The following is a 25,536-nucleotide window of genomic DNA, read 5'->3' as shown; positions in this document are numbered from 1 at the left end:
GGTATTCTCCTGCCGCCATGCCGCCCACCGCCCCCGCCAAACGCGCGCCGCGTGCCGCGCCGACCCGCACGAACGACCCCGAACGCACCACCGCCAACATCCTGGAGGTGGCCACGCACGCGTTCGCCGACAAGGGGTTCGATGGCGCCCGCATCGACGAGATCGCCGAGGCGATGCACACCAGCAAGCGGATGATCTACTACTACTTCGGCAGCAAGGAGGCGCTGTACCTCGCCGTGCTCGAAGGGGCGTACCAGCGCATGCGGGCGGCCGAGGCCACGCTGGACCTCGACGCGCTGCCCCCCGCCAAGGCCCTCGAGGCGCTGGTCGGGTTCACGCACGACTACCAGCTCGCGAACCCCGACTTCGTGCGGCTGGTGGCGAACGAGAACATGCTGCACGGGGCGTTCCTGAAGCAGAGCAAGACCATCCGCGAGCAGAACGCCTCGGCCATCACCACGGTGCAGCGGGTCTGCGAACGGGGCGTGCGCGACGGGGTGTTCCGCGGCGACCTCGACCCGATCGACCTGCACATGTCGATCAGCGCGCTGTGCTTCTTCAACGTGGCCAACCGGTACACGTTCTCGCTGATCTTCGAGCGCGGCCCGACGCTGCCGAAGTCGGCCGTGGCGAAACGCCGTGAGCGCATCGTCGAGATGGTGCTGCGTTTTGCGCTGAAATAGCCCGCCGGCGGTCGCATTTCACGGGCCGAGGCCCGGTTCGACCCCGGTGTGGGGGCATTTTCCGAGGGCCCAATCTACGGCCCCCGGGTGATAGAATCCTCCCATCGCAACGGCGCTTCCAAGGCATCCCCTGCCTCCCGTGAAGCCGGTCTGCTGATGAACCCCATCAGCCGGTCGTCGTTGCCTCCCTCGCGTGCGAGGGTGCCAGCGACGGCGCCGATTCACTTGCACGTCCCGCCCTTTCCCGCGCCAGGTCGCGCACAGGGCTTCTCTGATTCACGCGCCGGCCCTGCCGGCACCGGCCTCGCCGGGATCCACCCGATTCCGCGTCGGCCGTCCGATTCCTTTTTGACGAAAGCACCAATGGCCAAGGAAGAACTGATCGAAATGCACGGCAAGGTCGACGACGTGCTCCCCGACTCCCGTTTCCGCGTCACCCTCGAAAACGGCCACACGCTCGTGGCCTACACCGCGGGCAAGATGCGCAAGCACCACATCCGCATCCTCGCCGGCGACCGGGTGTCGCTCGAGCTGTCCCCGTACGACCTGAGCAAGGGTCGCATCACGTTCCGCCACATCGAAGGCCGCGGACCGGGCCCGGGCGCCGCGCCCCGCCGCTGAACGTTTGCCGCTCGCCGGGGTGAACCGTCACCCCGCCAGCCGATGCCGTGCCTGGCCGAGCGCCAGCGCACGGCGCAGGCGCCGCCACGATGGCGCCACCGCCCGCAGCAGCGCCGGCCCGTCGTCGGCCAGCGTCTCGTCGTCGCGGTAGAACACCCCCGAGATCCGCAACGCCGCCTCGTGCGCCCGCACGTCGCCCGTCGGCACCCGGTGCAGCCCGTCCTGGTCGCTGCCCAGCATCACCACCGAAAACGCGAAACGCGGTCCGAGCGCGACCGGCAGGGCCACCAGGAACAGGTCGTCGGGCACGTTCGCCATCGCGGCCATGTGGCCGTCGAGGCGCCAGCCCCGGCCGGTGTCGGCGGCCGCGAGGGCCTGTACCTCGCCGGGGGCGCCCCTCAGTTCGACGGCCACGCCGCCCGCCACGCTGCCGTCGAGCAGCATCGGCAGCCGGTATTCCCGCAGCCCCACGTTCGGGCACGCGAGCAGCAGCTCGACGAACTCGCGCTGCGCGCACAGGCGCCGCCCTTCCGCGGGCGAACGCCGGGCCGCGGCCTCGACGGCCCGCGCGGCGTCGGGGAGGGAAGGGAGGTGGACGGTCATCGCGTGCGCAACACGTCGAGCGCCGACACCGCGCCGGCCTCGTTGCCCCACGACTGTCGCACGTAGGTCGCCACCGCGGCCAGCTCGGCCTCGTCCAGCACACCGGCGAACGGCGGCATGCCGTACGGCTGCGGGTGCGCGGCCGTGACCGGGGCGAACCCGCCGCGCGAGATGGCCTGGATCACGTTGGTGGCCGGGCCGAGCGTCACCGACGGGTTGCCGGCGAGGGGCGGGAAGGCGGGTGCGGCGCCGCGCCCGTCCGCGCCGTGGCAGTCGGCGCAGTGGGTCTCGTAGAGCTTCGCGCCGCGGCCCAGCACCGCCGGGTCGCCGCGTTCGGCCGGCGGCGGTGGTGGGGCTGCGGGCATGTCCTTCAGGTACGACACCATCGCCGCCACGTCCGCCGCCGTCAGGTGCGCGGTGCTGCGGAACACCACCTCGGCCATCGGGCCCATGGCGGTGCCGTGGGCCGACGCGCCGTGCTTCAGCAGCGCGGCCACCGAGGCAGGGTCGCCACCGCCGAGCGGCGGGGCGTACCAGTTCTCCATCGGGATCAGGCCGCCGTCGGCCCCCGGGCCGCCCAGCGCGTCGCGCGTGGTGTGGCAGGCGGCGCAATGGCCGAGGCCTTCGACGAGGTACCGGCCGCGGTGCCATTCCGCCGACCGCCCGGGTTCGGGCGACACCACGCCCGGACGGAAGTAGAACGCGCGCCACACGGCCAGCGCGAGCTGGGTGTCGAACGGGAAGCGCAGGGTGCTGGGCGGGTTCGGCGCATGCACCGGCGGCAGGCTGCGCAGGAACGCGAACAGCGCGTCGTTGTCGTCGCGGGTCACGTGGGTGAAGTGCGGGTACGGGAACGCCGGCGACAGCAGGCGGCCGTCGCGCGAGCGCCCGTCGCTCATGGCCCGTCGGAAGTGCGCGGCGGTCCAGGTGCCGAGGCCGGTGTCGGCGTCGGGTGTCAGGTTCGGCGCGACCACGGTGCCGAAGGGCGTCTCGATGCCGCGCCCGCCGGCGTATTCGATCCCGCCGCGCGCGGTGTGGCAGCCCATGCAGTTGCCCGCGCGGGCGAGGTACGCGCCGCGGGCGACGAGGGCGGCGTCGGTGGCGGGGGGCGGCGTGTCGTCGAGCGGTCGGCTGCCGCGCAGGTCGATCCCCACCGCGGCGACGGACCACGCGAGGGCCAGCGAGGCGACGACGAGGCTTCCGCGGATCACGTGCTTCATCCTCATCGCGTGCTCCCGCAGGCGGGCGTGCCCGCGTCGGGGCGGCCCGCGGGCGCGTGGCCTGGGGGCACGGGCCGTGAGGCGAGCCAGGCGGACACCGCATCGATGTCCTCCACCGACAGGCGCTGCGCGACGGTGGCCATGCAGTCGGGCGCGGTGGCGTGCCGGCGGCCCGTCTTCCAGGCGCCGATCTGCGCGACGAGGTAGTCGCGCGGCAGGCCCAGCAGGCCCGGCACGGCCGGGGCGAGGCCGGTCAGGGCGGTGCCGTGGCACGACACGCAGGCGGGCAGGCCGACGAGCGGATCGCCCCGGGTCGCGAGGGCTTCACCCCGCTCACCGTCCGGGCCGGGAGGCGTGGGCGTCGGCGGCGGCGCGTCGAGCGCGGCGAAATGGGCCGCGATGTCGGCGAGGTACGCGTCGGGCATCTGTGCGAGCAGGTGGGCCATGCCCGCGTGCTCCCGGCGCCCGTCGCGGAAGTGCCGCAGCTGCTGGAAGAGGTAACCCTCGGGCTTGCCGGCGATGCGCGGGAAGTAGCCCTGCCGCGTGGTGCGGTCGGCCCTGCCGTGGCACGCCGTGCAGGCCTGGACCCGCTGCGCCATCGACCCGTCCACGCGCACGGGCGTGGCCGCGGCCGCCCAGTGCGCGGCACCCAGCAGCAGTGTGACGAACAGCCCGGCCAGCACGACCGCGGTCAGCAGCAGGGGAAGGGGTTTCACCCGGCCCAGTTCCGCATCGGCGCGGGCCCGCCGGCGGATGCCGAAGAAGCTCCACAACACCATCCTCACGTACTGCAGCGAACCCATGACGATCCCCGTTGTCCTGTGGGGAGGACTGTGCCGTGGGTGCCGCCGGAGAGTAAGGCTCAGAACACGCAGAAAAAACCAGATCAGATGGAGGCGAGTCGGGCATTCACCCAGTATGGAGACCTGGGGAAGTACAGTGATCGAAACGGCCAGATATCCCAGATCAGATCCGCCCGTGAAACGCTACGAACAACTCGCCGCCGACATCGCCGAAGGCATCCGCTCCGGTGTGCTGCGCCCGGGCGACCGGCTCCCGTCGGTGCGCCAGGCCAGCACGAGCCGCGGGGTCAGCCCCACCACGGTGTTCGAGGCCTACTACCTGCTCGAGGCCCGAGGCGCCATCGAGGCGCGGCCGCGCTCGGGCTACTACGTGCGGGCGCCCGCGGCCGGCGGCCCGGCGGAACCCGCCACGTCATCGCCGCCCGAGGCGTCCACCACGGTGGAGATCAGCGAGCTGGTGTTCGAGGTGCTGGGCGCCATCCGCGAGCGCGACGTGGTGCCGCTCGGCTCGGCGTTCCCGAGCCCGGCCCTGTTCCCGCTCGACAAGCTCGCACTGCACCTGTCGAAGGCCATGCGCCACCTCGACCCGTGGCAGACCGTCGAGGACCTGACCCCGGGCAGCGAGTCGCTGCGCCGCCTGCTGGCGCTGCGCTACGTGGTGGAAGGCACGGCCGCCGACCCGGCCGAGATCGTCGTGACGAACGGCGCGATGGAGGCGCTGAACCTGTGCCTGCAGGCGGTGACGAAGCCGGGCGACGTCGTGGCGGTGGAGTCGCCCACGTTCTACGCGAGCCTGCAGGCGCTCGAGCGCTTGAACCTGAAGGCGGTGGAGGTGGCCACGCACCCGCGCACGGGCGTGGACCTCGCGTCGCTCGCAGCGGTGCTGGAGCGCCATCCGGTGAAGGCGTGCTGGTTCATGCCGAACTTCCAGAACCCGCTCGGTTGCCTGATGCCCGACGAGAACAAGCGCGCGCTGGTGGAACTGCTCGCGCGTCACGGCGTTCCTCTGATCGAGGACGACGTCTACGGCGAACTGCACTTCGGCCCCAGGCGTCCGCCGCCGGCGAAGGCGTTCGACCGCGCGGGCCTCGTGATGCATTGCAGCTCGTTCTCGAAGTGCCTCGCCCCCGGCTACCGCGTGGGCTGGGTGGCGGCGGGCCGGTTCGCCGAACGCATCGCCCGGCTCAAGCTGATGACCACGCTGTCGGCGCCCGTGCCCTCGCAGCAGGCGCTGGTGTCGTACCTGCAGCAGGGCGGCTACGACCGCCACCTGCGGCGCCTGCGCGAGACCCTGTCGTCACGCCAGGCCATCGCGCTGCGGCTGATCGCGAAACACTTCCCGAAGGGCACGCGCACCACGCGGCCCGACGGCGGCTACTTCCTGTGGGTGGAGCTGCCGGCGGGTGTCGATGCGTTGAAGCTGCACCGGCTCGCGCTGTCGCAGCGCATCAGCATCGCACCCGGCCACCTGTTCTCGGCGGACCGGCGCTTCGCGAGCTGCGTGCGCCTGAACATCGGGCATCCCGACGACCCGCGCTTCGAACGCGCGATGAAGACGCTGGGCCAGCTGGCCGGCAGCCTCGTGCCGGCCTGACGTTCGTCAGTGGCGGACGCGGCCGTCGGCCGTGAGCACCGTCAGGTCGACGTAGCGCGAGCCCGTGCGCTTGTGCGGACCGAAGTCGATGAAGAAGCCGCCGAGGTTGAAGTCGTTCAGGGATTCGAGGCCCGTGATCATCGACTCGGGCGTCGGGTTGGCGCCGGCGCGCTTCAGGCCTTCGACGAAGGTGCGCGCGGCCACGAAGCCCTCGAAGCCGCCGTAGTTGGGTTCGAACTTCGCAATCGTCTTGCCGGCCGCGAGGTACTCGCCCGCCATCGGGTTCGTCGCGCTGAACGGCAGCGGCATCACCTGGCTCACCACCACGCCGCGGGCATCGGCCCCCAGCTCGTTGATGAGCGCCTGCGTGCCGACGAACGACACGTTGTAGAAGCCGCCCGAGAAGCCGGCCTTGCGCGCGGCCCGCACGAACGCGGCGCACGAGGTGTACGCGCTGATCTGCACGATGGCCTCGGGCTTGCCCGCGAGGATCTTCTGCACCGCCTCGTCGACGGCCACCGTGTTGCGCTCGACCGTGCCGAGGCTCACGGCGGTGAGGCCCGCGGTCTTCAGCGCGAGGGTCACGCCGTCGAGGCCGGCCTTGCCGTAGCTGTCGTTCTGGTGGAACACCGCGATGCGCTTGATGCCCACGGCGGTGAGTTGCTTGACGATCTCGGCCGTCTCGTCGAAGTACGAGGCGCGCACGTGGAACGCGTAGCGGTTGAACGGCGCGCGCAGCGCCTCGGCGCCGCTGAGCGGCGCGAAGAAGGGCACGCGGGCCGCGGTGGCCAGCGGCAGCGCGGCGAGGCTGGTGGGCGTGCCCACGTAGCCGAACAGCGAGAAGAGGTCGGACGAGGCGAGCAGCTTCTGCGTGTTCTCGGCGCAGCGCTGCGGCTCGTAGCCGTCGTCGACGCTGCGCAGTTCGATGGTGCGGCCGTTGACACCACCGCGGGCGTTCAGGCGGTCGAACACCATCGCGGCGCCGTCGCGGAACTGCGTGCCGAGGGCGGCCGCGGGGCCGGTCAGCGGGGCCGACTGGCCGAGGACGATCTTGTTGCGGGACTGGGCGATGGCCGGGAAACCGGTCACGGCCGACGCGACGGCGCCGGCCTGGAGCAGGGCGCGGCGCTTCACCGGCGGACCTTGCCGTCTTCGGTCAGCATCGACACTTCGACGAAGTGCGAGGCGACGTGGTCGCGTGCGCCGAAGCTCACATGGAAACCGCCGATGTTGGTGTTGTTCACGGATTCGAGGCCGGAGATCAGCTGTTCGCGGGTGGGGTTGCGGCCGGCCCGCTTGAGGCCTTCCGTGAACACCTTCGCCGCGACGTAGCCTTCCATGCTGGAGTAGTTGGGTTTCGCGTCGCCGCCGGCCTTGGCCACCGCGTCGAGGTACTCGCGCGAGATGGGCGTGGTGGTGGAGAACGGGAAGGGCATGACCTGGCTGATCACGATGCCGTGGCCGTCCTTGCCCAGCTCGTCGGCGAGCGCCTGCGTGCCGACGAACGACACGTTGTAGAACTGGCCGCCGTAGCCGGCCTTGCGGGCTTCGCGGATGAAGGCGGCGCACGCCTTGTAGGCGCCGATCTGCACGATGGCCTCGGGCTTGGCGGCCATGATGCTCTTGACGGCCGCGGCCACGTCCACCGAGTTGCGCTCGACCGTGCCGAGTGCGGCGGGGGCGAGGTTCAGCGGCTTGAGCGCGCGGGTCACGCCGTCGAGGCCGGCCTTGCCGTACGCGTCGTTCTGATGGAACACCGCGATGCGCTTGACGTTCAGCGACGTCAGCTGCTTCACGATCAGCGCCGTCTCGTCGTAGTAGGACGCGCGGATGTGGAAGATGTTCTTGCTGAACGGATCGCGCAGCGACTCGGCGCCGGTGAACGGGCCGAAGAAGGGGATCTTGCTTTCGTTGATCAGCGGCAGCGCGGCGAGGCAGGTGGGGGTGCCCACGTAGCCGAACAGGGCGAACACGTTGTCCTTGATGAACTTCTCGGTGTTGGCCTTGCAGCGGTCCGGCTCGTAGCCGTCGTCGAGCGTGCGCAGCTCGATCTGCTGGCCGTTGACCCCGCCGGCGGCGTTGATGGCGTCGAAGTAGACGCGGGCGCCACGGTTCATCTGGATGCCCAGCTGGGCCGCGGGGCCCGTGAAGGCAGCCGACTGGCCGAGCACGATGCGGTTGCCCTGCGAGAACGCGGGGAAGGCCAGCGATGCGCTGCTGGCGGCGATGGACTGGATCAGTGTGCGACGTTTCATCGGGTGGGGATCTCGAAAGGTCATGTCCGCGCAGCCGATCGCAATCGCAGGCGCGCAATCTTTTCAGTGTAAACACCGATGGTCAATCAATTCGTCTTGACACATTCGCTCACGCACTGAATTCGGGCGAGACGTGAATTCCTGCGCGCAGGCTGACCATCTTCGTCACTTCCGGACCGGCTTCGACACCTCGATTTCCGTGTCATCCATCACGCTTCGGCGCTCGGGGGTGTGACAGATGTATCGCTCCACCGGGTCCGCGCTTGTCATGGATCAAACACACCTCTACCCTAACCTCCCTGCAGCGGCATCCGTGCTCTCCCGCGGCGCTGCACGATCGATCCGAGCCGCCATTCGAGCGGCCACGCCTCTTCAATTCACCTCTAAGGAAACAGCATGTCGGCTGTCATCGGGACCGGAGACACCCCCTCGGGAGCTCTCGGAATACTGGCCAAGGAACGCACCATCGCGGGCCCTGGGTTCAACCGCTGGGTCGTGCCGCCCGCGGCACTCGCGATCCACCTCTGCATCGGCATGGCCTACGGCTTCTCGGTGTTCTGGCTGCCGCTGTCGAAGGCGGTCGGCATCAACGCCGCCACCGCCTGCGCCAAGGACATCAGCATCTTCGCCGAGCTGTTCGTCACGGACTGCGACTGGAAGATCTCCACGATGGGGTGGATGTACACCCTGTTCTTCGTGCTGCTCGGCCTGTCGGCCGCGCTGTGGGGTGGCTGGCTCGAACGCGCGGGTCCGCGCAAGGCCGGTGTCGTCTCGGCGATCTGCTGGTGCGGCGGCCTCGTGCTGGCCGCCATCGGCGTGTCGATGCACCAGATGTGGCTCATGTGGCTCGGCGCCGGCGTGATCGGCGGCGTGGGCCTCGGGCTCGGGTACATCTCACCCGTGTCGACCCTGATCAAGTGGTTCCCGGACCGCCGCGGCATGGCGACCGGCATGGCCATCATGGGCTTCGGCGGCGGCGCGATGATCGGTTCGCCGCTCGCGGCCGAACTGATGAAGATCTTCGCCACGCCCACCGACACCGGTGTCGCCGCCACGCTGCTGGTGATGGCCGCCGTCTACTTCGTCTTCATGATGGCCGGCGCATTCGGCTACCGTGTCCCGCCGAGCGGCTGGAAGCCCGAAGGCTGGACCCCGCCCGCCGCGCAGACCGACAACCAGATGATCACGCGCCGCCACGTGCACGTGAAGAAGGTCTGGGGCATCCCCCAGTTCTGGCTCGTGTGGACCGTGCTGTGCATGAACGTCAGCGCCGGCATCGGCGTGATCGGCATGGCCAGCCCGATGCTGCAGGAAGTGTTCGGCGGCCAGCTGATCGGCATCTCGCAGAAGTTCGGTGAACTCGACAAGACCCAGCTGACCGCCATCGCCGGCGTCGCCGCCGGCTTCACGGCACTGCTGAGCCTGTTCAACATCGGCGGCCGCTTCTTCTGGGCCAGCCTGTCGGACCGCCTGGGCCGCAAGATGACCTACGTGGTGTTCTTCGTGCTGGGCGGCATCCTGTACGCCAGCATCCCGTCGAGCGCCGGCATGGGCAGCAAGTTCCTGTTCGTGGGTGCCTTCTGCATCATCCTGAGCATGTACGGCGGCGGTTTCGCCACGGTGCCGGCCTACCTCGCCGACCTGTTCGGCACGCAGATGGTGGGCGCCATCCACGGCCGCCTGCTGACCGCGTGGGCCACGGCCGGCATCCTCGGCCCCATCGTCGTGAACTACATGCGCGAGTACCAGCTGGGCCTCGGCATCCCGCGTGAACAGGTCTACAACCAGACCATGTACATCCTCGTGGGCATGCTGGTCATCGGTCTGATCTGCAACCTGCTCGTCCGCCCGGTGGCCGACAAGCACTTCATGACCGACGAAGAGCTGGCCGAAGAGAAGCGCCTCGCGCACGACCGCAGCGTCGCCGCCGACGTGGGCACGGGCCCGGGCGCCGGTGGCACCACCCCGGTCGCCGTCGTGTGGCTGGCCTGGGCCGCCGTGGGCATCCCGCTGGCCTGGGGCGTGTACCGCACGCTGCTCAGCGCCGTGAAGGTGTTCAGCTGATCGGCTGACCCCGCACCAACGAAAAGGCCTCGCAGCGATGCGAGGCCTTTTTCGTTGGGCGTCGTGCCGGATCAGGCGGCCGAGGCCTTCATCGCCTGGTGCACCAGCTCGTCGATCTTCGACGTGATGGCCGACAGCTCGCCCGCCACCACCGCGAACTCGCGGCCCGCGCCCCCCGCGCGCGCCGCGGCCACCTGCGCGTTGAACGCGACGATGCGGGCGTGCTTGGCGATGGACTCGATGTCGGTCAGCACGCCGCTCAGCTGCTGGCGCGACGACGAGGCCTGCGTGGTGGCGAGGTTCTCGTACACCAGCGTGATCTGGTTCAGCACGGCCAGCAGCGGCGTGGCGCTGGCGACCAGTTCGTCGAGCAGCGCCGGTGCGCCCGGAGCGTGGGCGTCCACGCTGTCCTGCGTCCGCCGGGCGAGGTCGATGAAGGCACGGATGGTCTTCTCGCCACCCGGCGCACCGAAGTACACGTCCTTGAGCTCATCGCAGAACAGGCCCGGCACGGTGCCGTTGCCTTTCACCAGCGTGTCGTGCGCTTCGAGGAACGTGGCCAGGGCCCCGCGCGACAGCGCCATCGCCCCGTCGTGCCCCTGCTGCGCGAGCACCGCGTACAGCACGACCCGCTGCGACGTGAAGCGCCGCCGGCCCGACAGGTTGATCAGCGTGCCGTAGAGCTGGCCCGACGGCCGTGGGGCGGTGGCGGAGGAGGCGGGCGCGGGACGCGTCCGGGTGGGGGCCTGCGCTTGTCCAAGGTGCAGCATGGTTGTCTTCCGTGTGGTGGTTCACGCGGCCCCGCCCACGGATGGGGCGGGTGACCGCGGTGCACGGACAGAGCAGGCTTCGTACCAGCGAAGCCGTGGGGCCTACCCCTTCTTGGCTCCGGCCTGCCCGGACGAGCGAGGCAGCTTGCGCGCGGTGGCCGGCGTGCCGGTGCCCACCGGCGCACCTTCGTTGCCCCGGGGGGATGCCGCCTTGCGACGAGGCGCCGCGACCGGGTGGGCCTTCGGGTCCACCTCGACCGGATCTTCTTCGTACTGCTTCGCACCGGGCACCGGGGCCATCCACGGCTCGCGCCGCTTGACCCAGAGCTCTTCGGTGGGCGTGAGGTTGGTGGGGGCGACGTCGAGGGCGCCGAGCTTGACCTCGACCTCGTGTTCGTCGGCGCGCAGCGCGTACAGCCGCGTGCCGCAGCGCGGGCAGAAGTCGCGGCCTTCCCACGTGCGGGTTTCACCGCCGGTGGTGAAGCGGGCGGTGTCCCACACGGCGTAGGCCATGGCGACGCTGCCGGTTTCCTTGCGGCAGGTCTTGCAATGGCACAGGCCGACGAGCTTGGGTTCGCCGGTCAGTGCAAAACGGACGGAGCCGCAGCGGCAGCCGCCGAGGCGGGTGGAAGAAGGTGTGGCCATGGACGCATCCTGAAGGTGGCGGGATGGTAGGGCCTGGGGCAACCGCCGTGCCCCGGGGAATGCGCGCGGTGGGTGTCTCGCAGACGACTCGTCAGTCGCGGCTGGGCCGCCGGTAGCCGGCCTCGATCCAGGCCTCGGCCGACGAGCGGTTGAGGCGGAAGCCGGGCGACACCGGCACGCGGGCCAGTTCGTTGCCGTCGCGGTCGTGGGCGGACAGCACGGCGGTGGGGTCGTCGTCGTCGGGGACGATGTCGAGCGAGACGCGGATGCGGGCGAGGCCTTCGAGTTCGACGTCGACCTGCTTGTGCAGCCGGGCGTGCAGCTGCTGTTCGTGGCGGCGCAGCACCTCGTTGGCCGTCTTCACCAGCGTGTGGAAGGCGGGAGCGTCGAGCGGCTTCGGGTTCTTCTTGTCGCGGCCCATGGTCCACGGGCCCACCAGCGCGGCCTCGGCCTGGCCGTCCTGGGTCATCGAGACGGCCCAGCCGTCGTCTTCCTCGTTCTTGATGATGCGGGCGGTCCAGCCGTCATCGGCCCAGAGGGTGGCTTCGTGGAGGACGGGCAGGTCGTCGAGGACGTCGGCGTGGGACATGGCGGGATGGGGTGATGGTGATGACTGGCATTTTATACAGTACTTTCGGCAAACCCCAAGTGTTTCCCGCTCAAGCCGCCGGCCGTTCCTTCGCGTACACGCTGCGCACCGGCCGCGCCATCACCCGCCGCACCATCGGCTCGAACTCCACCAGCGGCAGCGTCTCGGCGTTCGGGTCGAAGGCCGGGCTGTCGTACAGCTCGCAGAACTCGGCGGTGCGCTCGTAGTGCTCGTGCCCGGCGAACTGGTCGCGCAGGTTGCGGTCGAGGCCGATGTGGTGGAAGAAGTAGTGGCCCTGGAAGATGCCGTGCTGCTGCACCATCCAGTGGTTGGCCTCGCTCACGAACGGCTTCAGGATGGCCGCGGCGATGTCGGGGTGGTTGAACGAGCCCAGCGTGTCGCCGATGTCGTGCAGCAGCGCGCACACCACGTACTCCTCGTCGCGGCCGTCGCGCAGCGCGCGCGTGGCGGTCTGGCGCGAGTGGGCGGCGCGGTCGATGGGGAAGCCGCCGTAGTCGCCCTCCAGCAGGCGCAGGTGCGCCATCACGCGGTCGGGCAGCGCCTTCGAGTACGCCGCGAACTCGGCGCCGATCAGCTGCCAGTCTTCCTGGGTGCTGTCGTGGAATCGGGTGAAGGTGGCGCGGGCGGTCATGGTCGGTCTCCGGACTTCAGGTCGTGTTGCCGCGAGCGTAGGGAGGCGGCTGGGGGCCAAACGCAAGAAATCTTGCAATCCCGGGGTATCCCCCAACCCGGGCCCGTGGGATACGCTTCGGCCTCGTCGAGGCCGTTTGGAAGGAACGATGTGAGCGATCCCCTGGTGGCCGATCCCTGGTTCGGGTCGCTCGCGCCGGCGGTCCAGCGGATGCTGCGCGCCGCCGGCACGCCGGTGAGGTTCCCGGCCGGGGCCTTCCTGTTCCGCCAGGGCGACGTGCCCTCCGGGTTCCTGGGCCTCGTGCACGGCAGCGTGAAGATCTCGACGCTGCGGGAGGACGGCCGCGAGGCGATCCTCGCCGTGCTGCGCCCGGGCAACTGGTTCGGCGAGGGCTCGATGGTGGACCGCTTCCCGCGCGTGCACGACGCCACCGCGGCGGAGCCTTGCGAACTGCTGCTCGTGCCCCCCGAGACCTTCGACACGTTGATGCACGACGCCGACTTCGCCCGCGCCATCGCGTTGCTCGCATCGCTGCACGCCCGCGCGGTGTTCGGCATGCTGGAGGACGCCACGTTGCGCTCCACGCGCGCCCAGGTCGCGCGCCGCCTGCAGCGGCTGGCGGGTGGGTTCGCCGAGCGGGGTCCCGACCTGCACGAGATCGAGATCACCCAGGACGCGCTCGCGATGATGCTGGGCATCACGCGGCAGACCCTCGCGCTCGAGCTGAAGGCGATGGTGGCTGCGGGCGCGATCACGCTCGGCTACGGGCGCATCCGCATCGAGTCGTTCGAGCGGCTGAAGGCGCTCGAGGCCCCTTAGCTCGCGTAGCTGCCGTCGATCCGGTCGAGCTTGCGCAGCAGCGGCGGCCAGATCAGCCCGCCCGCGCCGCCACCGGCCGTCTGCACCCGTGCCGATTCGGCGGCGCCCGCGAGGATGTCGTGCGCGACGTGGCGGACCTTGCCGGCCGCCTGCGCCGTCACCTGGATCTGGCAGGTCGTCTCGAACAGGTACATCGACAGGAACGCATCGGGAATCGTGCGCCCCACCGTCAGCAGGCCGTGGTTGCGCAGCATCAGGAAGTTCGCCGTGCCGAGGTCGGCCTGCAGGCGCGGTTTCTCGGCGTCGTGCAGCGCGACGCCCTCGTAGTCGTGGTACGCGAGCGAACTCAGCACGAAGGTCGACTGCTGCGAGATGGGCAGCACGCCGTCCTCCAGCGCACTCACGGCCACGCCCGCGCGCGTGTGGGTGTGCAGCACGCAGCCCGCGTCCTCGCGCGCAGCGTGGATCGCGCTGTGGATCACGAAGCCGGCGCGGTTCACCGGGAAGGCCGTGTCCGTCAGCGAGTTGCCGGCCTGGTCCACGAGGATCAGCGACGACGCGGTGATCTCCTCGAACAGCAGGCCGTACGGGTTGATCAGGAAGCGGTGGTCACCGCCGGGCACGCGCGCGCTGATGTGCGTGAACACGAGGTCGGTCCAGCCGTGCAGCGCGACGAGGCGGTAGCAGGCGGCGAGGTCGCAGCGCAGCTGCCATTCGTCGGCGCTGACCTTGTTCTTGAGCGAGGGGATGTGCATGGGGAATCTCCGTCGAGGGAACCGCCAGCGTAGGAACGGCGGTGTCCCGCGAACGGAAGATTTCTTGCAATCCCGGGGTTTGCCCCGATCAGAAGGGATACGCGGGCGTCTGGCCCTGCAGGCTCACCCAGCGGCCCGTCGCGAGCTGGTTCGACTTGGCCGGCGGCAGCGCGTAGAAGTCGAGCGGCGCGAGCGGCAGGCCGAGGTCGGCGACCGAGCCGAGCGCTGTGGCCGACAGCGCGAGGCCGTACATCGTGAAGACGTCGCGCAGGTCGCGGCCCGTGATCTTCGACGACAGCACGTACAGCAGGTCGGGGTTCGTGATCGTGTTCGTCGTGTAGCGGCCCATGCCGTAGCGCGACGCGGTCGCCGTGTCGAACTGCTTCGCCACGAGGCGGTCGGCCTTCGTCAGCAGCGTCATGAAGTCGATCGCGCTTTCCATCGTGGGCTGGGCGAGGCCGCGGCGGTACTTGGTGTAGAGGAAGGCGAGCTGGTAGTGCACGGCCTGCTTCGCGTTGTCGGAGCCATCGGTCCACAGGCGCTGCTGCATGTCGGCCCGCTGCGCCTCGCCCGCGAGGCCGGCGCCGCGGTTGGCCGCCACGGTGGCGTACAGCAGCGGATGGTTGAAGTTCGAGCCGTTGGTGTCCTCGCCCAGCAGCGCGTACTTGCGCAGCATCTGCGTGCCGGCCAGGATGTTGTTGTCGCACTCGACGTCGCAGCCCTTGCCGTCGGGCACGATGTGCATCACGCGCTGCACGGTGTTGTGGCCCAGCTCGTGCGCCCAGCCCCAGCCGATGTCGAGGCCCGCGTAGCCGTCCGACGGGTTGCCCGAGCAGAGGAAGCCGCACGCCGCGATCCAGCCCACGAAGTGCTGCACGCCCGGGGCGTTGTGCACGGTGCCGTCGCAGTCCCAGCCGAAGGTGGTGCACAGGCTCGACACCGCCGTGGTCATCGGCATGTTGCGGTAGCCGTTGGCGATGTGGTTCGTGTCGAAGAGGATGCCCTTCAGGCGGTCCACCACGTACACCTTCGGGTCCAGCGTGCCGATGGCGGCCTGGGCGTACTTCGTGATCTGCTGGATCTCGCCGCCCACGAGCTTGTTCGTCTGCCAGCCGAAGTCGCCGCGTTTCAGCGCGGCCACGGCGTCGGCGAGTTCGGTGGCGCTCATGGTCCGCGTGAAATCGAAGTGGGCGTACTTCGCGGCGCCGCGCACGCGCAGCTTGACCGTGGTGCCGGCCGTCGCTCCGCCGTACGACAGCATCAGCGGGCCGCCGAACGGCGAGGCGAAGTCGGTGGTGGCGGCCGTGAGCGGCACGTTGAACGACTGCGGGCGGCGCGGCCGCGGGTAGCCGGCGTCCGTGAGTGGGTTGCCCCAGGTTCGGATGTGGCCCGTCTGCACGCCGAGCGACGTGGCGCCCGCGGCGTCCACCACCTGCACCTGCACACCCTTGCCGGGCACCGCGGCGCGGCCGATCAGCGTGACGCCGCTCGCCTGCGCGAGGGTCACGTCGATCTCCTCCCAGCCGGCCGACACCGGCAGCTGCTGCGCGGCCGCGGGCATGAAGTCGCCCTGGCCCGCGGTGGCGGTCGTGGTGGTGGCGCGGTTGAACGAGACCCACGAGTCGGACGCATACGTGCGCAGGAACGGGCCCGGCGCGGCGGCCATGTCGAGCTTGCCGTAGGTCAGGCCCGGGCGCACGAGGTCGGCCCACAGCACGAGCAGGCGGTACAGCTCGGCGCCGGGTTCCTGGAACAGGTTCGTGCCGTTCGCGTGGAACGCGGCGAGGTCGTTGTGCACGGCGGTCACCGCGTCGGTGGGCGCGGTGTTCGTGGCGAGGTCGACGGCCGGGGTGTCCCGGCCCAGCAGCCCGAGCGTGTCGACCAGCGGGCCCAGCAGTGCGCCCCGCGCGATCGACTGCGCCGCGGTGCGGCCGGCCGCCACCGACACGCCCGCTGCGGGCGCGAAGTAGTTGCCGGGGTAGCCGCCCATGCGCATGCCCATGCCGGCCAGCACCTGGCGGCCGCCGTCCGAGTTGACCCAGCTCGGGTGCACGTAGATCACCGCCTTGCCGGCGTCGAGGTACGCGGCGACCCGCGCCTTCAGGCCTTCGTCGGCGGCCACGCCCGAGCCGAACACGAGCAGGTCGAGGTCCTTCGTGCAGGTGTTGTCGGTGGCGATCGTGCAGGTGACCTCCTGCGGCGTGGCACCAGCCTTCGTGACGAACGCCTTCACCGACGCCGCGCTGTAACCGGCCACCGCGAAGCGCAGCGTGGCGGGCAACGCGGCGTTCGCGTCGCCGGTGACGGTCCACGCGAACGCGCGCTTGAACATCGCCGCGTGCTGCGGCTGGCGGGTGGTGCCGCCCATCCAGTCGAGCACGTTCGCGCCGTAGGCGAGGGCCCGGCCCCTGCCCCGTTCGGAGACCGCGGCGATGCCCGCGCCGTTGTCCGCGCGGATGAACGCCGTGGCCTGCGCCGCGTTCATCGGGTCGATCGAGATGCTGTTCGTGGTGACGTCGAGGCTCTGGTCGACGCCGTTGCCATAGAGGCTCGTGAGCAGCGCGCGCTGGCGGGTGTCGATCGTGGTCGCGAGCGCCGTCGCGCGCTGCAGCAGCGTGGCGGACTGCGCCGGCGCCAGGGGCGACGGATCCCCGGTGGTCAATGCCGTGTCGACCGGGTCGACCGTGGAGCCGCTGCCACCACCACCGCTGCCCCCTCCACCGCAGGACACGAGCAGGACGACGGAGGTCAGGGCGGCGAGGCGATGGCGCATGGACATGGGTGGGGTCTCGGGGTCCTTGGAGGTGGCGGACTCTAGGGCGGGGCGGTTACTCGAGCGTTTCAAGCCGCTCCGCGACGTGACAGGAATGGTCACCCCGGCTCCGTTGGAACCGGTTTCTTTTTTCGCCCGATGAATCGCAACCGGTCGCAACTGAAACGGCATGCCGCCCGGGGCCTTCCCGTGCCGATCCCCACGGGTGGCGGTGCCTCGCCGACAGAACCCGTGCCGGTTGCGGCTTGTTGCAGGCGCATGGAGGACCCCTGCCCAGAATCGCCGCCGCATCCGCCACCCAACACGAGGAGAGGAACCATGAACAAGATCGGAACCGTGCGTGCCGCCGCCGTCGCCCTGGCCGTCGCCAGCCTGTGGACCCAGGTGCAGGCGGCCACCGCCTGGCGCGAGGGCGTCACCTACAACACCGGCACGACCGTCACCTACGCGGGCGTCGACTACGTGGCGCTCGTGACCCACACCGCGTGGGCCGGCACCAACTGGAACCCGGCCGCCACGCCGACGCTGTGGCGCGTGGCCGCGGGGTCGCCCACGCCGGCGCCGTCTCCGTCGCCCACCCCCACGCCTTCGCCGTCCCCGAGCCCGGCCCCGTCGCCCTCGGCCTGCGCGCCGGCCTGGTCCGCCGCGACGGCCTACACCGGCGGCGCCACCGTCACCTCGGGTGGCGTGATCTACAAGGCCAACTGGTGGACGCAGGGGGACAACCCCGCGTCGAACAGCGGCCCCGCCGGCTCGGGCAAGCCGTGGACGGCCACGAGTTCGTGCAGCGGTTCGCCTTCGCCGGCCCCGTCGCCCACGCCGTCTCCCTCGCCGTCGCCGTCCCCCACGCCGAGCCCCGCACCGTCCCCGTCGGACCCGCTGACGATCGCCGACGCCGTCAAGGCCGTGCAGACCGGCCGCGTCTACGTGGGCTACTACCCCACGTGGAGCGACAACTGGTTCGACGCCACCGGCAAGAGCTCGAACGAGGTGTACCGCGCGAGCAAGTTCGCGCGCATCCCCGGCACCTACACGCACGTGATGGTGGCCTTCGCCGACCCGAACTTCTCGTGGGCGGGCCTCTCGGCGAACACGTTCTCCGGCACCGGCATCAACTTCAACGCCACGCCGAAGGACATCAAGGCCGCGATCGACGTGCTGCACCAGCGCAACATCAAGGTGATCCTGGCCGTGGGCGGCGCGACCTACGGCAACTGGGGCCCGCTCGCGGCCGAAGGCCAGCGTGGCAGCGGCACGATCACGAGCGCGCTCGCGCGCTTCATCGGCGAGATGGGCATCGACGGCCTCGACGTCGACTACGAGGTGGACGGCGACGTCGACCGCTACGCCAACGGCATCAAGGCGCTGCGCGCCGCGGTGGACCAGGCGGGCGGCGGCCGCGTGCTGACCCTCGCGGGCTGGTCCACGGGGGCGGACTGCACGGCGCAGACCTCCACCGACGCCTCGTGCGCCGGCCGCCTGTCGTACTGGGGCGGCAACGCCGGCCGCGAGCGCGCGGTGGTGCTCAAGTACCCGGCGGTGGCCAACATGCTCGACATGGTCAACGTGATGAGCTACGACGCGCGCTACGAGCACTACGACGGCGTGGTCGCGTACAACGACTACCGCAACCTGTTCCCGGCGCGCACCATCGTGTCGATCGGCCTCGAGAGCGCGCCCGAAGGCTGGGCCGGCGCGAACCTCGTGGTCAACGATGCCGACGCGCAGTGCGAGGGCTCGCGCCTGCTGCAGACCCAGTACGGCGCGACGATCAACGCGCCGTACTCGGTCCAGCGCTACACCGGGGCCGTGCTGGCGAACACGAGCACGAAGCGCAATGCGCGCGACGGCGCGATGCTGTGGGCCATCATCAAACCGACCACCGGCAATTGCGGCAGCGCGCCGCTCGCCTCGCCGGGCACCATCGGCCGCAAGGTCGCCTCGCAGTTCAACCTGCCGTCCGACCCGCTGCTGCAGGCCGCGGACTGGAAGTAAGCCGGGCACGGGCGGCCGCGCCCTGCGCGCGGCCGCCCGTCGCACACGAATCACAGGGAGCAGAAGCATGTACGACAGGATGCGCACCTGGGCCGCGGGCCTGCTGGTGATGTGGTGTTCGATGGTGTCGGCCCTCGCGGCCGACTTCACCCACGGAGTGGACGTGTCGGGTTCGCTCGCCACGATCTGGTTCAAGCCGGCCGCCTCCGCGGCCTGGGTCGACGCCCACTACGACGTCGACGGCGGGGCGATGCAGAACGTGCGGATGGTCTACCAGGCCAGCGCCGCACGGTACGAGCAGAAGGTGCCGGTGGCCACCGGCACGCGCCTCGGCTACTGGTTCACGTACGCGATCGGCACGGCCGCCACCGATTCCGCGCGGTTCACGTTCACCGTCGGCGGCGGAACCACCACGCCGCCGCCCGCCACCACCGGCGCGGCGTGTTTCTACGAACACGTGAACTACCAGGGCGCCTCGTTCTGCGCCGACAGTTCGCAGGCCTTCGTGGGCGCGGCCTGGAACGACCGCATCTCGTCGGTGAAGGTGCAGGCCGGCCGTCAGGTGCGCCTGTTCGAACATGCGAACGAAGGCGGCCGCGTGCTCGACCTCACCGCGGACACGCCAAGCCTCGTGGCTGCGAACTTCAACGACACGGCGTCGTCGTTCCGCATCGGCGCGGCCACGGGCGGTGTCGACCTGCCCACCGGCAGTGGCGTGATGACCTTCAAGCTCGTCAACGGCACCTCCGGCGCGTACCGCAACGACCAGGTGTACTTCGCGGTCATCGGCTACAACCCCGACACGCGTGCGCTGTCGTACGTGGACCGCACCGGCCGCCTGTTGCCGGCCGCCCTCGGCGACAACGACGCGGCCAACCGGCTCGTGAAGAACGGCCAGAACTACACGAACTACTTCCACAAGCTGAGCGACGTGGACTGGGTCTCGCTGCCCCGCATCGACTCGGGCCGCATGTTCATCAGCGTCGGCTCGCCGATGTACATCAAGGTGAACCGCGCGGGCGACGGCTCGCTCGGCTTCGCGGGCCCGGACCTCGGCAACCCCACCGACCCGAACCAGGACGTGAACTTCGAGTGGGTCGAGTTCACGATCGACCGCTACGGCTACCACGGCAACACCACCCGCGTGGACCAGTTCGGCTTCCCGCTGCGCACGCGCCTGCTGGGCCGCGACGGCTACGACCGCACGCTCGGCGAGACGGCCACCCGCGCGCAGATCTTCGCGGACTTCGAAGCGCAGGTGCCCGCCGAGTTCCGCCCGCTGGTGCAGCGCCCGTACCGCATCGTGGCGCCCGCGAAGGGGAACTTCAACCACGGCCGGCCGCAGGGCAGCTACTTCGACGCCTACGTGGACCAGGTGTGGCGCCACTACGCCGCGAACGACCTCGTGTTCACCGCCGAGGCGGGCACGTTCCGCGGCCGCGTCGTCGGCAACGACTTCGTGTTCTCGAAGGACGGCGGGCCCGCGGACATCTACATCCGCGGCAAGCCCACCACCCAGGCCATCCTCGAAGGCTCGGGCAACCTGGCGGCGGGCAGCGCGGTGGAGAAGGTGGTGCAGGCGCAGATCACCGCGGCGTTCAACCGGCACCTGCTGGTCACGGTGGACCCCTCCCGCTGGAGCGACAGCGCCAGCTACTACCTGACGAGCCCGGCGAACCACTTCGCCGCCTTCTGGCACACGCACAGCATCGACGGGCTGGCCTACGGCTTCTGCTACGACGACGTGCGGAGCAAGAGCAGCCTGCTGGAACACCCGGACCCGAAGGGGCTGATCATCACCGTGGGTTGGTGACCTGAGGTTCGGGAGCATTGTCGGGCGTGCCGTGCGGGGCTAGGATGCCCCGCATGGACTTCGACCTCTCCGAAGAGCAGCGCGCGTTCGCGCACACCGCCCGCGAGTTCGCCGCGAACGAACTCGCGCCCCACGCCGCCACGTGGGACCGCGAGTCGATCTTCCCGAGGGAAGCCCTCGCGAAGGCCGCCGCCCTCGGCTTCTGCGGCCTGTACGCGCCCGAGCGCATCGGCGGCCTCGCGCTGCCGCGGCTCGACGCCACGCTCGTGTTCGAGGAACTGGCCGCGGCCGACCCGTCCACCACGGCCTTCCTCACCATCCACAACATGGCCACCTGGATGCTCGGCACCTGGGGCTCGCCGGCCGTCCGCGAGAAGTGGGGCGAGGCCATGACCCGCGGCGAGTTGCTCGGGTCCTACTGCCTGACCGAACCCGATGCCGGCTCCGACGCCGGGTCGCTCAAGACCCGCGCCGAGCGGGCCGCCGACGGCTGGGTGCTGAACGGCGGCAAGGCGTTCATCTCCGGCGCGGGTGCCACCGACGTGCTGATCGTGATGGCCCGCACCGGCGGCCCCGGGCCGGGTGGGGTGTCGGCCTTCGTCGTGCCGGCCGATGCGCCGGGGGTGGGCTACGGCAAGAACGAACACAAGATGGGCTGGCACAGCCAGCCCACGCGCACCGTGTCGTTCGACGGCGTGCGCATCCCCGCCGACCACCTGCTCGGCGAGGAAGGCGAGGGCTTCCGCATCGCGATGAAGGGCCTCGACGGCGGCCGCATCAACATCGCCACGTGTTCGGTGGGTGCGGCCCAGGGCGCGTTCGACGCGGCCCGCCGCCACCTGCAGGACCGCCGCCAGTTCGGCCAGCCGCTCGCGGCCTTCCAGGCGCTGCAGTTCCGCCTCGCCGACATGGCCACCGACCTCGTCGCCGCGCGCCAGATGGTGCGGCTCGCGGCCAGCCGGCTCGACGCCGGCTCGCCCGACGCGTCCGCCTACTGCGCGATGGCCAAGCGTTTCGCCACCGATGCCGGCTTCAACGTGTGCAACGACGCGCTGCAACTGCACGGCGGCTACGGCTACCTCGGCGAGTTCCCGCTCGAACGCCTCGTGCGCGACACGCGCGTCCACCAGATCCTCGAAGGCACCAACGAGATCATGCGCGTCATCATCGCGCGCAAGCTCCTCGACGGTGGCGCCGACCTCCGCTGACAGTCCATCCCATGACCGATACCCCCGTCGTCCTGTTCGACCACGTCCAGGCCGCCAACGGCCTGCGCTTCGGCGTCGCCACGCTCAACACCCCGGCCGCGCTGAACGCGCTGTCGGCCGACATGGTGCGGCTGCTCACGCCGCAGCTGCGCGCCTGGGCCGCCGACCCCACCGTGGTGGGCGTGGTCCTCGACGCGGCCGGCCACAAGGCCTTCTGCGCGGGCGGCGACCTGCGCCAGCTCTACCTCTCGATGCGCGAGCACGGCGGTGCCCGCAACCCCGTCGCCGAAGCCTTCTTCAGCGAGGAGTACGAACTCGACCACCTGATCCACACCTTCCCGAAGCCGTTCCTCGTGTGGGGCCACGGCATCGTGATGGGGGGCGGCGTGGGCCTGATGGTGGGCGCGTCGCACCGTGTCGTCACCGAAGCCACGCGCCTGGCGATGCCCGAGATCGGCATCGGCCTGTTCCCCGACGTGGGCGGCAGCTGGTTCCTGCCCCGCATGCCGGGGCGCACCGGCCTGTTCCTCGCGCTGACCGCCGCGCCGCTGAACGCGGCCGACGCGTTGCACTGCGGCATGGCCGACGTGCTGGTGCCCCACGACCGCAAGGCCGCCGTGTGGTCGGCGCTGGCCTCTGCCCCCTGGACGGGCGAAGCGCCGGCCGACCGCGCCACGCTCACGGCCGTGCTGCGCGCGGCGGGCGAGGGGGCGCTGCGCCCGCCGTCGTTGGTGATGCGACACGCCGCGGCCATCGACACGCTGATGGCCGGCGACGACCTCGGCCCCATCGCCGAACGCCTGCGTTCGCTGCAGAGCGACGACCCGTGGCTGCAGGCCGCCGGCACGTCGTTCGCGAAGGGCTCGCCCACCTCGGCCGCGCTCAGCTTCGCGCTGTGGCAGCGTGCGAACGGCCTGCCGCTCGCCGACGTGCTGCGCCTCGAGTACCGCGCCGCGCTCGGCTGCTGCGCACACGCCGATTTCCCCGAGGGCATCCGCGCGCTGCTGATCGACAAGGACCGCCAGCCGCGCTGGGACCCGCCCACGCTCGCGGACGTCTGGCCCGCGCTCATCGACGACCACCTGCGGCTGCGCGGCGAGATGCCGCCGCGCCTCGCCGCGCTCTAGCAGGAAGGAGCCGCCATGCGGATCGCGTTCATCGGACTGGGTCACATGGGCGCCCCGATGGCGTCGAACCTCCAGAAAGCCGGGCACGAGGTCGCCGGCTTCGACCTGTCGGCCGACGCCGCGCGGGCCGCGGGGGTGCCGCTCGCCGCCTCGGCCGCCGATGCGGTGGCCGGCGCGGAGGTGGTGATCAGCATGCTGCCGGCGAGCCGCCACGTGGAGGCGCTGTACTTCGGCGAGGGCCTGCTCGACCGCATCGCCGCGGGCACGCTCGTGATCGACAGCAGCACCATCGCCTCGGCCACCTCGCGCAAGCTGGCCGAGGCGGGCGCCGCACGCGGGCTCGCCGTGCTCGACGCCCCGGTGTCCGGCGGCACCGCGGGCGCGGCGGCCGGCACGCTCACCTTCATGGTGGGCGGCGACGCGGCCCACCTCGAACGCGCACGGCCCGTGCTCGAGAAGATGGGCGCCAACATCTTCCATGCAGGGGGCGCCGGTGCGGGGCAGGCCGCGAAGATGTGCAACAACATGCTCCTCGGCATCCTGATGATCGGCACGTCGGAGGCGCTGGCGCTGGGCGTGGCGAACGGGCTCGACCCCGCGGTGCTGTCCGAGATCATGCGGCGCAGCTCGGGCGGCAACTGGGCGCTCGAGAAGTACAACCCGTTCCCCGGCGTGATGCCCAACGTCCCGGCATCCAAGGGTTATTCCGGGGGCTTCGGCGGCGACCTCATGCTCAAGGACCTGGGCCTCGCGATGGACAACGCCGTTCAGGCCGGAGCGGCCACGCCCCTAGGGTCTCTCGCGCGCAGCCTCTACGCGGCGCACAGCCTCGCCGGACACGGTGCGCTCGACTTCTCCAGCATCCTGAAGGCGCTGCAGCGCCCCGCCTGAGCGCTCCATCAGAAAAACTATCCGGACGCCATCAACATTTCTCGATGGACGCTCCGGACGGCATCGCCGACATTGGTTCCACGACGCGCGCCGGCCTCCCGGCGGACCGCATTTCCCAGACCCGACGAGGACACCCGTGATGAAACGCCTGATCGTTGCCACCGCCGCCACGCTTTGTGCCCTGGCCGCCCACGCCGCCAGCTGGAACATGTCCGCCGAACAGCCGGACGCGAACTACCTCACCCAGAACGTCCGCCAGTTCGCCGAGGACGTGAAGGCCGCCACCAACGGCCAGCTCGAATTCAAGGTGCAGTCGAACAGCGTGCTGCTCAAGCGGCCCGAGGTGAAACGCGGCGTGCAGCAGGGCATCGTGCCCATCGGCGAGGTGCTGATGTCCGCGCTCGGCAACGAGGACGCGATGTTCGAGGTCGACAGCGTGCCGTTCCTCGCGTCGTCGTTCGACGCCTCCGAGAAACTCTGGAAGGCCGCCCGCGAGCAGATCGCGCAGCGCCTCGACAAGCAGGGCGTGGTGCTGGTGTACGGCTCGCCGTGGCCGCCTCAGGGCATCTACACGAAGGCGCCGGTCACCACGCTCGCCGACTTCAAGGGCGCGCGGTTCCGGGCGTACAGCGCCTCCACCAGCCGCATGGTCACGCTGATGGGCGCCGTGCCCACCACCATCCAGACCGCCGAGGTGCCGCAGGCCTTCTCGACGGGTGTGATCGACATGATGATCACCTCGCCCGCGACCGGCGTGGACACGCAGGCCTGGGACTACGTCAAGCACTACTACGACGCGAAGGCCTTCATCCCGCAGAGCATCGTCATCGCCAACAAGCGCTCGCTCGCCGCGCTGCCGCCCGAACAGCGCCAGGCCGTGCTCGACGCCGGCAAGAAGGCCGAGGCCCGCGGCTGGCAGCAGGCGCGCGAACTCACCGCCAAGCTCACGCAGACCCTGGCCAGCCGTGGCATCTCGGTGAACCCGGTGCCCGCGCCCGTCGCCGCCGACCTGAACAAGATCGGCGCGACCATGGCCGACGAGTGGATCAAGAAGGCCGGTGCCGACGGCGCCAAGGTGCTCGACGCCTACCGCCGCTGAGCCCGCCCGCACCACGGACTCCGCCATGAACTGGCTCGACCGCATCGCCGCAGCCTCCGGGGCCGCGGCGGCCGCCTCGCTCGCGGCCATCGGCCTCGTCATCACCGCGCAGATCGTCGCGCGGCTGTTCGGCCAGCAGATCCCCGCGGCGGACGACTTCGCCGCGTGGGCGATGGCCGCCTCGGCCTTCCTGGCCTTGCCCTACGCCATGCGCCACGGCGACCACATCCGCGTCACGCTGATGCTGCAGTTCCTGCCGAAGGGCTGGGAGCGCGGGTTCGAGGTGCTGGCCACGGCCATCGGCTGCGGGCTCGCCGGGTGGGCCGCTTGGCACACCGTCACCTTCGTCTTCGAGTCGTGGCAGTACGGCGAGGTGGCCCAGGGCATGTTGCGCGTGCCGCTCTGGATCCCGCAGCTGTCGATGGCCGTGGGCATGGCGCTGCTGGCGGTGATGCTCGCCGACCGCCTGTGGCGCGTGGCCACGGGGCGCCCGCCGGCCGACGCTTCGGCGGAAGTCGCCCGCACCGAATGACGCGCGGGCGCACCGCGCCCCCCGA

23 protein-coding genes are annotated in these 25,536 nt (G+C 70.7%); 12 read left to right on the top strand and 11 right to left on the bottom strand.

The annotated features are described in order from the left end of the window. The first annotated feature begins 17 nt into the window (after positions 1–17). Together A4W93_RS24470 and infA are read left to right on the top strand one after the other, a co-directional pair. A complete protein-coding gene (locus tag A4W93_RS24470; protein ID WP_085753097.1) occupies positions 18–683 on the top strand; it encodes a TetR/AcrR family transcriptional regulator in 666 nt (221 codons plus the stop codon). A 363-nt stretch (positions 684–1,046) separates the two neighbouring features. Then, a complete protein-coding gene (gene infA / locus A4W93_RS24465) occupies positions 1,047–1,304 on the top strand; it encodes a translation initiation factor IF-1 (protein WP_085753096.1) in 258 nt (85 codons plus the stop codon). A 27-nt stretch (positions 1,305–1,331) separates the two neighbouring features. Here the strand turns inward: infA and A4W93_RS24460 are convergent, their stop codons facing one another. The 3 genes from A4W93_RS24460 to A4W93_RS24450 are packed head-to-tail and all read right to left on the bottom strand — an operon-like array spanning position 1,332 to position 3,930. Next, complete coding sequence (locus A4W93_RS24460; RefSeq protein ID WP_085753095.1) at positions 1,332–1,907, bottom strand: hypothetical protein; 576 nt, start codon at positions 1,905–1,907, stop codon at positions 1,332–1,334. After that, positions 1,904–3,133, bottom strand: coding sequence for a c-type cytochrome (locus A4W93_RS24455; protein WP_085753094.1), 1,230 nt, complete (start codon positions 3,131–3,133; stop codon positions 1,904–1,906). The genes A4W93_RS24460 and A4W93_RS24455 overlap by 4 nt, the downstream gene beginning before the upstream one ends. Beyond that, positions 3,130–3,930 (bottom strand): DUF2970 domain-containing protein, encoded by an 801-nt coding sequence (locus A4W93_RS24450; RefSeq protein ID WP_099959980.1) that lies wholly within the window; start codon positions 3,928–3,930, stop codon positions 3,130–3,132. The genes A4W93_RS24455 and A4W93_RS24450 overlap by 4 nt, the downstream gene beginning before the upstream one ends. Before the next feature lie 175 nt (positions 3,931–4,105). On the opposite strand from A4W93_RS24450, the gene A4W93_RS24445 reads away from it, so the two are divergent. Then, positions 4,106–5,524, top strand: a complete 1,419-nt coding sequence (locus tag A4W93_RS24445) for an aminotransferase-like domain-containing protein (RefSeq protein WP_085753093.1) — start codon at positions 4,106–4,108, stop codon at positions 5,522–5,524. Between the two features lie 6 nt (positions 5,525–5,530). Here A4W93_RS24445 and A4W93_RS24440 read toward each other — a convergent pair whose 3' ends face one another. Together A4W93_RS24440 and A4W93_RS24435 are read right to left on the bottom strand one after the other, a co-directional pair. Then, the gene (locus tag A4W93_RS24440) at positions 5,531–6,658 is read right to left on the bottom strand and encodes an ABC transporter substrate-binding protein (RefSeq protein WP_085753092.1); all 1,128 of its coding nucleotides are present in this window, start codon (positions 6,656–6,658) and stop codon (positions 5,531–5,533) included. Further along, positions 6,655–7,779: an ABC transporter substrate-binding protein gene (locus A4W93_RS24435; RefSeq protein WP_085753091.1), complete on the bottom strand. Its 1,125-nt coding sequence runs from the start codon at positions 7,777–7,779 to the stop codon at positions 6,655–6,657. Before A4W93_RS24435 ends, A4W93_RS24440 begins: the two co-directional genes overlap by 4 nt. 396 nt (positions 7,780–8,175) lie before the next feature. Between A4W93_RS24435 and A4W93_RS24430 the strand changes: the two genes are divergently transcribed. After that, the gene (locus A4W93_RS24430) at positions 8,176–9,843 is read left to right on the top strand and encodes an OFA family MFS transporter (RefSeq protein ID WP_085753090.1); all 1,668 of its coding nucleotides are present in this window, start codon (positions 8,176–8,178) and stop codon (positions 9,841–9,843) included. Between the two features lie 71 nt (positions 9,844–9,914). On the opposite strand, the gene A4W93_RS24425 is transcribed toward A4W93_RS24430, so the two are convergent. The 4 genes from A4W93_RS24425 to A4W93_RS24410 form a co-directional block, all read right to left on the bottom strand. Next, on the bottom strand, positions 9,915–10,613 hold the full coding sequence (locus A4W93_RS24425; protein WP_085753089.1) for a methyl-accepting chemotaxis protein: 699 nt from the start codon (positions 10,611–10,613) through the stop codon (positions 9,915–9,917). A 102-nt stretch (positions 10,614–10,715) separates the two neighbouring features. Next, complete coding sequence (locus A4W93_RS24420; protein WP_085753088.1) at positions 10,716–11,258, bottom strand: GFA family protein; 543 nt, start codon at positions 11,256–11,258, stop codon at positions 10,716–10,718. A 91-nt stretch (positions 11,259–11,349) separates the two neighbouring features. Beyond that, the gene (locus A4W93_RS24415) at positions 11,350–11,847 is read right to left on the bottom strand and encodes a hypothetical protein (RefSeq protein WP_085753087.1); all 498 of its coding nucleotides are present in this window, start codon (positions 11,845–11,847) and stop codon (positions 11,350–11,352) included. A gap of 70 nt (positions 11,848–11,917) precedes the next feature. Further along, complete coding sequence (locus A4W93_RS24410; RefSeq protein ID WP_085753086.1) at positions 11,918–12,499, bottom strand: HD domain-containing protein; 582 nt, start codon at positions 12,497–12,499, stop codon at positions 11,918–11,920. Between the two features lie 150 nt (positions 12,500–12,649). Here A4W93_RS24410 and A4W93_RS24405 point away from each other — a divergent pair, with 150 nt between their 5' ends. Continuing rightward, positions 12,650–13,318: a Crp/Fnr family transcriptional regulator gene (locus tag A4W93_RS24405; RefSeq protein WP_237357617.1), complete on the top strand. Its 669-nt coding sequence runs from the start codon at positions 12,650–12,652 to the stop codon at positions 13,316–13,318. On the opposite strand, the gene A4W93_RS24400 is transcribed toward A4W93_RS24405, so the two are convergent. Together A4W93_RS24400 and A4W93_RS24395 are read right to left on the bottom strand one after the other, a co-directional pair. Beyond that, entirely contained in the window at positions 13,315–14,073 is a 759-nt protein-coding gene (locus A4W93_RS24400; protein WP_085753085.1) for a class II aldolase/adducin family protein, read from the bottom strand. The genes A4W93_RS24405 and A4W93_RS24400 overlap by 4 nt on opposite strands. 88 nt (positions 14,074–14,161) lie before the next feature. After that, positions 14,162–16,852 carry an ImpA family metalloprotease gene (locus A4W93_RS24395; RefSeq protein WP_085753084.1) on the bottom strand — a complete coding sequence of 897 codons (2,691 nt, stop codon included), beginning with the start codon at positions 16,850–16,852 and terminating at the stop codon, positions 14,162–14,164. Positions 16,853–17,164: 312 nt separating this feature from the next. Between A4W93_RS24395 and A4W93_RS24390 the strand changes: the two genes are divergently transcribed. From A4W93_RS24390 to A4W93_RS24360, 7 genes are all read left to right on the top strand, one after another. Further along, the gene (locus A4W93_RS24390) at positions 17,165–18,841 is read left to right on the top strand and encodes a carbohydrate-binding protein (RefSeq protein WP_169726585.1); all 1,677 of its coding nucleotides are present in this window, start codon (positions 17,165–17,167) and stop codon (positions 18,839–18,841) included. A gap of 67 nt (positions 18,842–18,908) precedes the next feature. Continuing rightward, a complete protein-coding gene (locus tag A4W93_RS24385) occupies positions 18,909–20,654 on the top strand; it encodes a beta-1,3-glucanase family protein (RefSeq protein WP_157131766.1) in 1,746 nt (581 codons plus the stop codon). Positions 20,655–20,707: 53 nt separating this feature from the next. Beyond that, positions 20,708–21,862, top strand: a complete 1,155-nt coding sequence (locus A4W93_RS24380; protein WP_085753081.1) for an acyl-CoA dehydrogenase family protein — start codon at positions 20,708–20,710, stop codon at positions 21,860–21,862. Positions 21,863–21,873: 11 nt separating this feature from the next. After that, positions 21,874–22,989, top strand: coding sequence for an enoyl-CoA hydratase/isomerase family protein (locus tag A4W93_RS24375; RefSeq protein ID WP_085753080.1), 1,116 nt, complete (start codon positions 21,874–21,876; stop codon positions 22,987–22,989). A 15-nt stretch (positions 22,990–23,004) separates the two neighbouring features. Next, complete coding sequence (gene mmsB / locus A4W93_RS24370; RefSeq protein ID WP_085753079.1) at positions 23,005–23,880, top strand: 3-hydroxyisobutyrate dehydrogenase; 876 nt, start codon at positions 23,005–23,007, stop codon at positions 23,878–23,880. Between the two features lie 139 nt (positions 23,881–24,019). Next, complete coding sequence (locus tag A4W93_RS24365) at positions 24,020–24,979, top strand: TRAP transporter substrate-binding protein (RefSeq protein ID WP_085753078.1); 960 nt, start codon at positions 24,020–24,022, stop codon at positions 24,977–24,979. A gap of 25 nt (positions 24,980–25,004) precedes the next feature. Next, positions 25,005–25,511: a TRAP transporter small permease gene (locus A4W93_RS24360; RefSeq protein WP_085753077.1), complete on the top strand. Its 507-nt coding sequence runs from the start codon at positions 25,005–25,007 to the stop codon at positions 25,509–25,511. The last annotated feature ends 25 nt before the right edge of the window (positions 25,512–25,536 follow it).

The sequence above is a fragment of the Piscinibacter gummiphilus genome (assembly GCF_002116905.1).
GTDB lineage: Bacteria > Pseudomonadota > Gammaproteobacteria > Burkholderiales > Burkholderiaceae_C > Rhizobacter > Rhizobacter gummiphilus.
The sequence above is the reverse complement of the archived record's forward strand: the minus strand, read 5'-3'. Positions and strand labels throughout refer to the sequence as shown.

Excerpts from the sequence above, each read along its gene's own strand:
- A4W93_RS24470 (WP_085753097.1), top strand. The coding sequence starts at position 18 with ATGCCGCCCACCGCCCCCGCCAAACGCGCGCCGCGTGCCGCGCCGACC.
- infA (WP_085753096.1), top strand. The coding sequence starts at position 1,047 with ATGGCCAAGGAAGAACTGATCGAAATGCACGGCAAGGTCGACGACGTG.
- A4W93_RS24460 (WP_085753095.1), bottom strand. The coding sequence starts at position 1,907 with ATGACCGTCCACCTCCCTTCCCTCCCCGACGCCGCGCGGGCCGTCGAG.
- A4W93_RS24455 (WP_085753094.1), bottom strand. The coding sequence starts at position 3,133 with ATGAGGATGAAGCACGTGATCCGCGGAAGCCTCGTCGTCGCCTCGCTG.
- A4W93_RS24450 (WP_099959980.1), bottom strand. The coding sequence starts at position 3,930 with ATGGGTTCGCTGCAGTACGTGAGGATGGTGTTGTGGAGCTTCTTCGGC.
- A4W93_RS24435 (WP_085753091.1), bottom strand. The coding sequence starts at position 7,779 with ATGAAACGTCGCACACTGATCCAGTCCATCGCCGCCAGCAGCGCATCG.
- A4W93_RS24430 (WP_085753090.1), top strand. The coding sequence starts at position 8,176 with ATGTCGGCTGTCATCGGGACCGGAGACACCCCCTCGGGAGCTCTCGGA.
- A4W93_RS24425 (WP_085753089.1), bottom strand. The coding sequence starts at position 10,613 with ATGCTGCACCTTGGACAAGCGCAGGCCCCCACCCGGACGCGTCCCGCG.
- A4W93_RS24420 (WP_085753088.1), bottom strand. The coding sequence starts at position 11,258 with ATGGCCACACCTTCTTCCACCCGCCTCGGCGGCTGCCGCTGCGGCTCC.
- A4W93_RS24415 (WP_085753087.1), bottom strand. The coding sequence starts at position 11,847 with ATGTCCCACGCCGACGTCCTCGACGACCTGCCCGTCCTCCACGAAGCC.
- A4W93_RS24410 (WP_085753086.1), bottom strand. The coding sequence starts at position 12,499 with ATGACCGCCCGCGCCACCTTCACCCGATTCCACGACAGCACCCAGGAA.
- A4W93_RS24400 (WP_085753085.1), bottom strand. The coding sequence starts at position 14,073 with ATGCACATCCCCTCGCTCAAGAACAAGGTCAGCGCCGACGAATGGCAG.
- A4W93_RS24395 (WP_085753084.1), bottom strand. The coding sequence starts at position 16,852 with ATGTCCATGCGCCATCGCCTCGCCGCCCTGACCTCCGTCGTCCTGCTC.
- A4W93_RS24390 (WP_169726585.1), top strand. The coding sequence starts at position 17,165 with ATGAACAAGATCGGAACCGTGCGTGCCGCCGCCGTCGCCCTGGCCGTC.
- A4W93_RS24385 (WP_157131766.1), top strand. The coding sequence starts at position 18,909 with ATGTACGACAGGATGCGCACCTGGGCCGCGGGCCTGCTGGTGATGTGG.
- A4W93_RS24380 (WP_085753081.1), top strand. The coding sequence starts at position 20,708 with ATGGACTTCGACCTCTCCGAAGAGCAGCGCGCGTTCGCGCACACCGCC.
- A4W93_RS24375 (WP_085753080.1), top strand. The coding sequence starts at position 21,874 with ATGACCGATACCCCCGTCGTCCTGTTCGACCACGTCCAGGCCGCCAAC.
- mmsB (WP_085753079.1), top strand. The coding sequence starts at position 23,005 with ATGCGGATCGCGTTCATCGGACTGGGTCACATGGGCGCCCCGATGGCG.
- A4W93_RS24365 (WP_085753078.1), top strand. The coding sequence starts at position 24,020 with ATGAAACGCCTGATCGTTGCCACCGCCGCCACGCTTTGTGCCCTGGCC.
- A4W93_RS24360 (WP_085753077.1), top strand. The coding sequence starts at position 25,005 with ATGAACTGGCTCGACCGCATCGCCGCAGCCTCCGGGGCCGCGGCGGCC.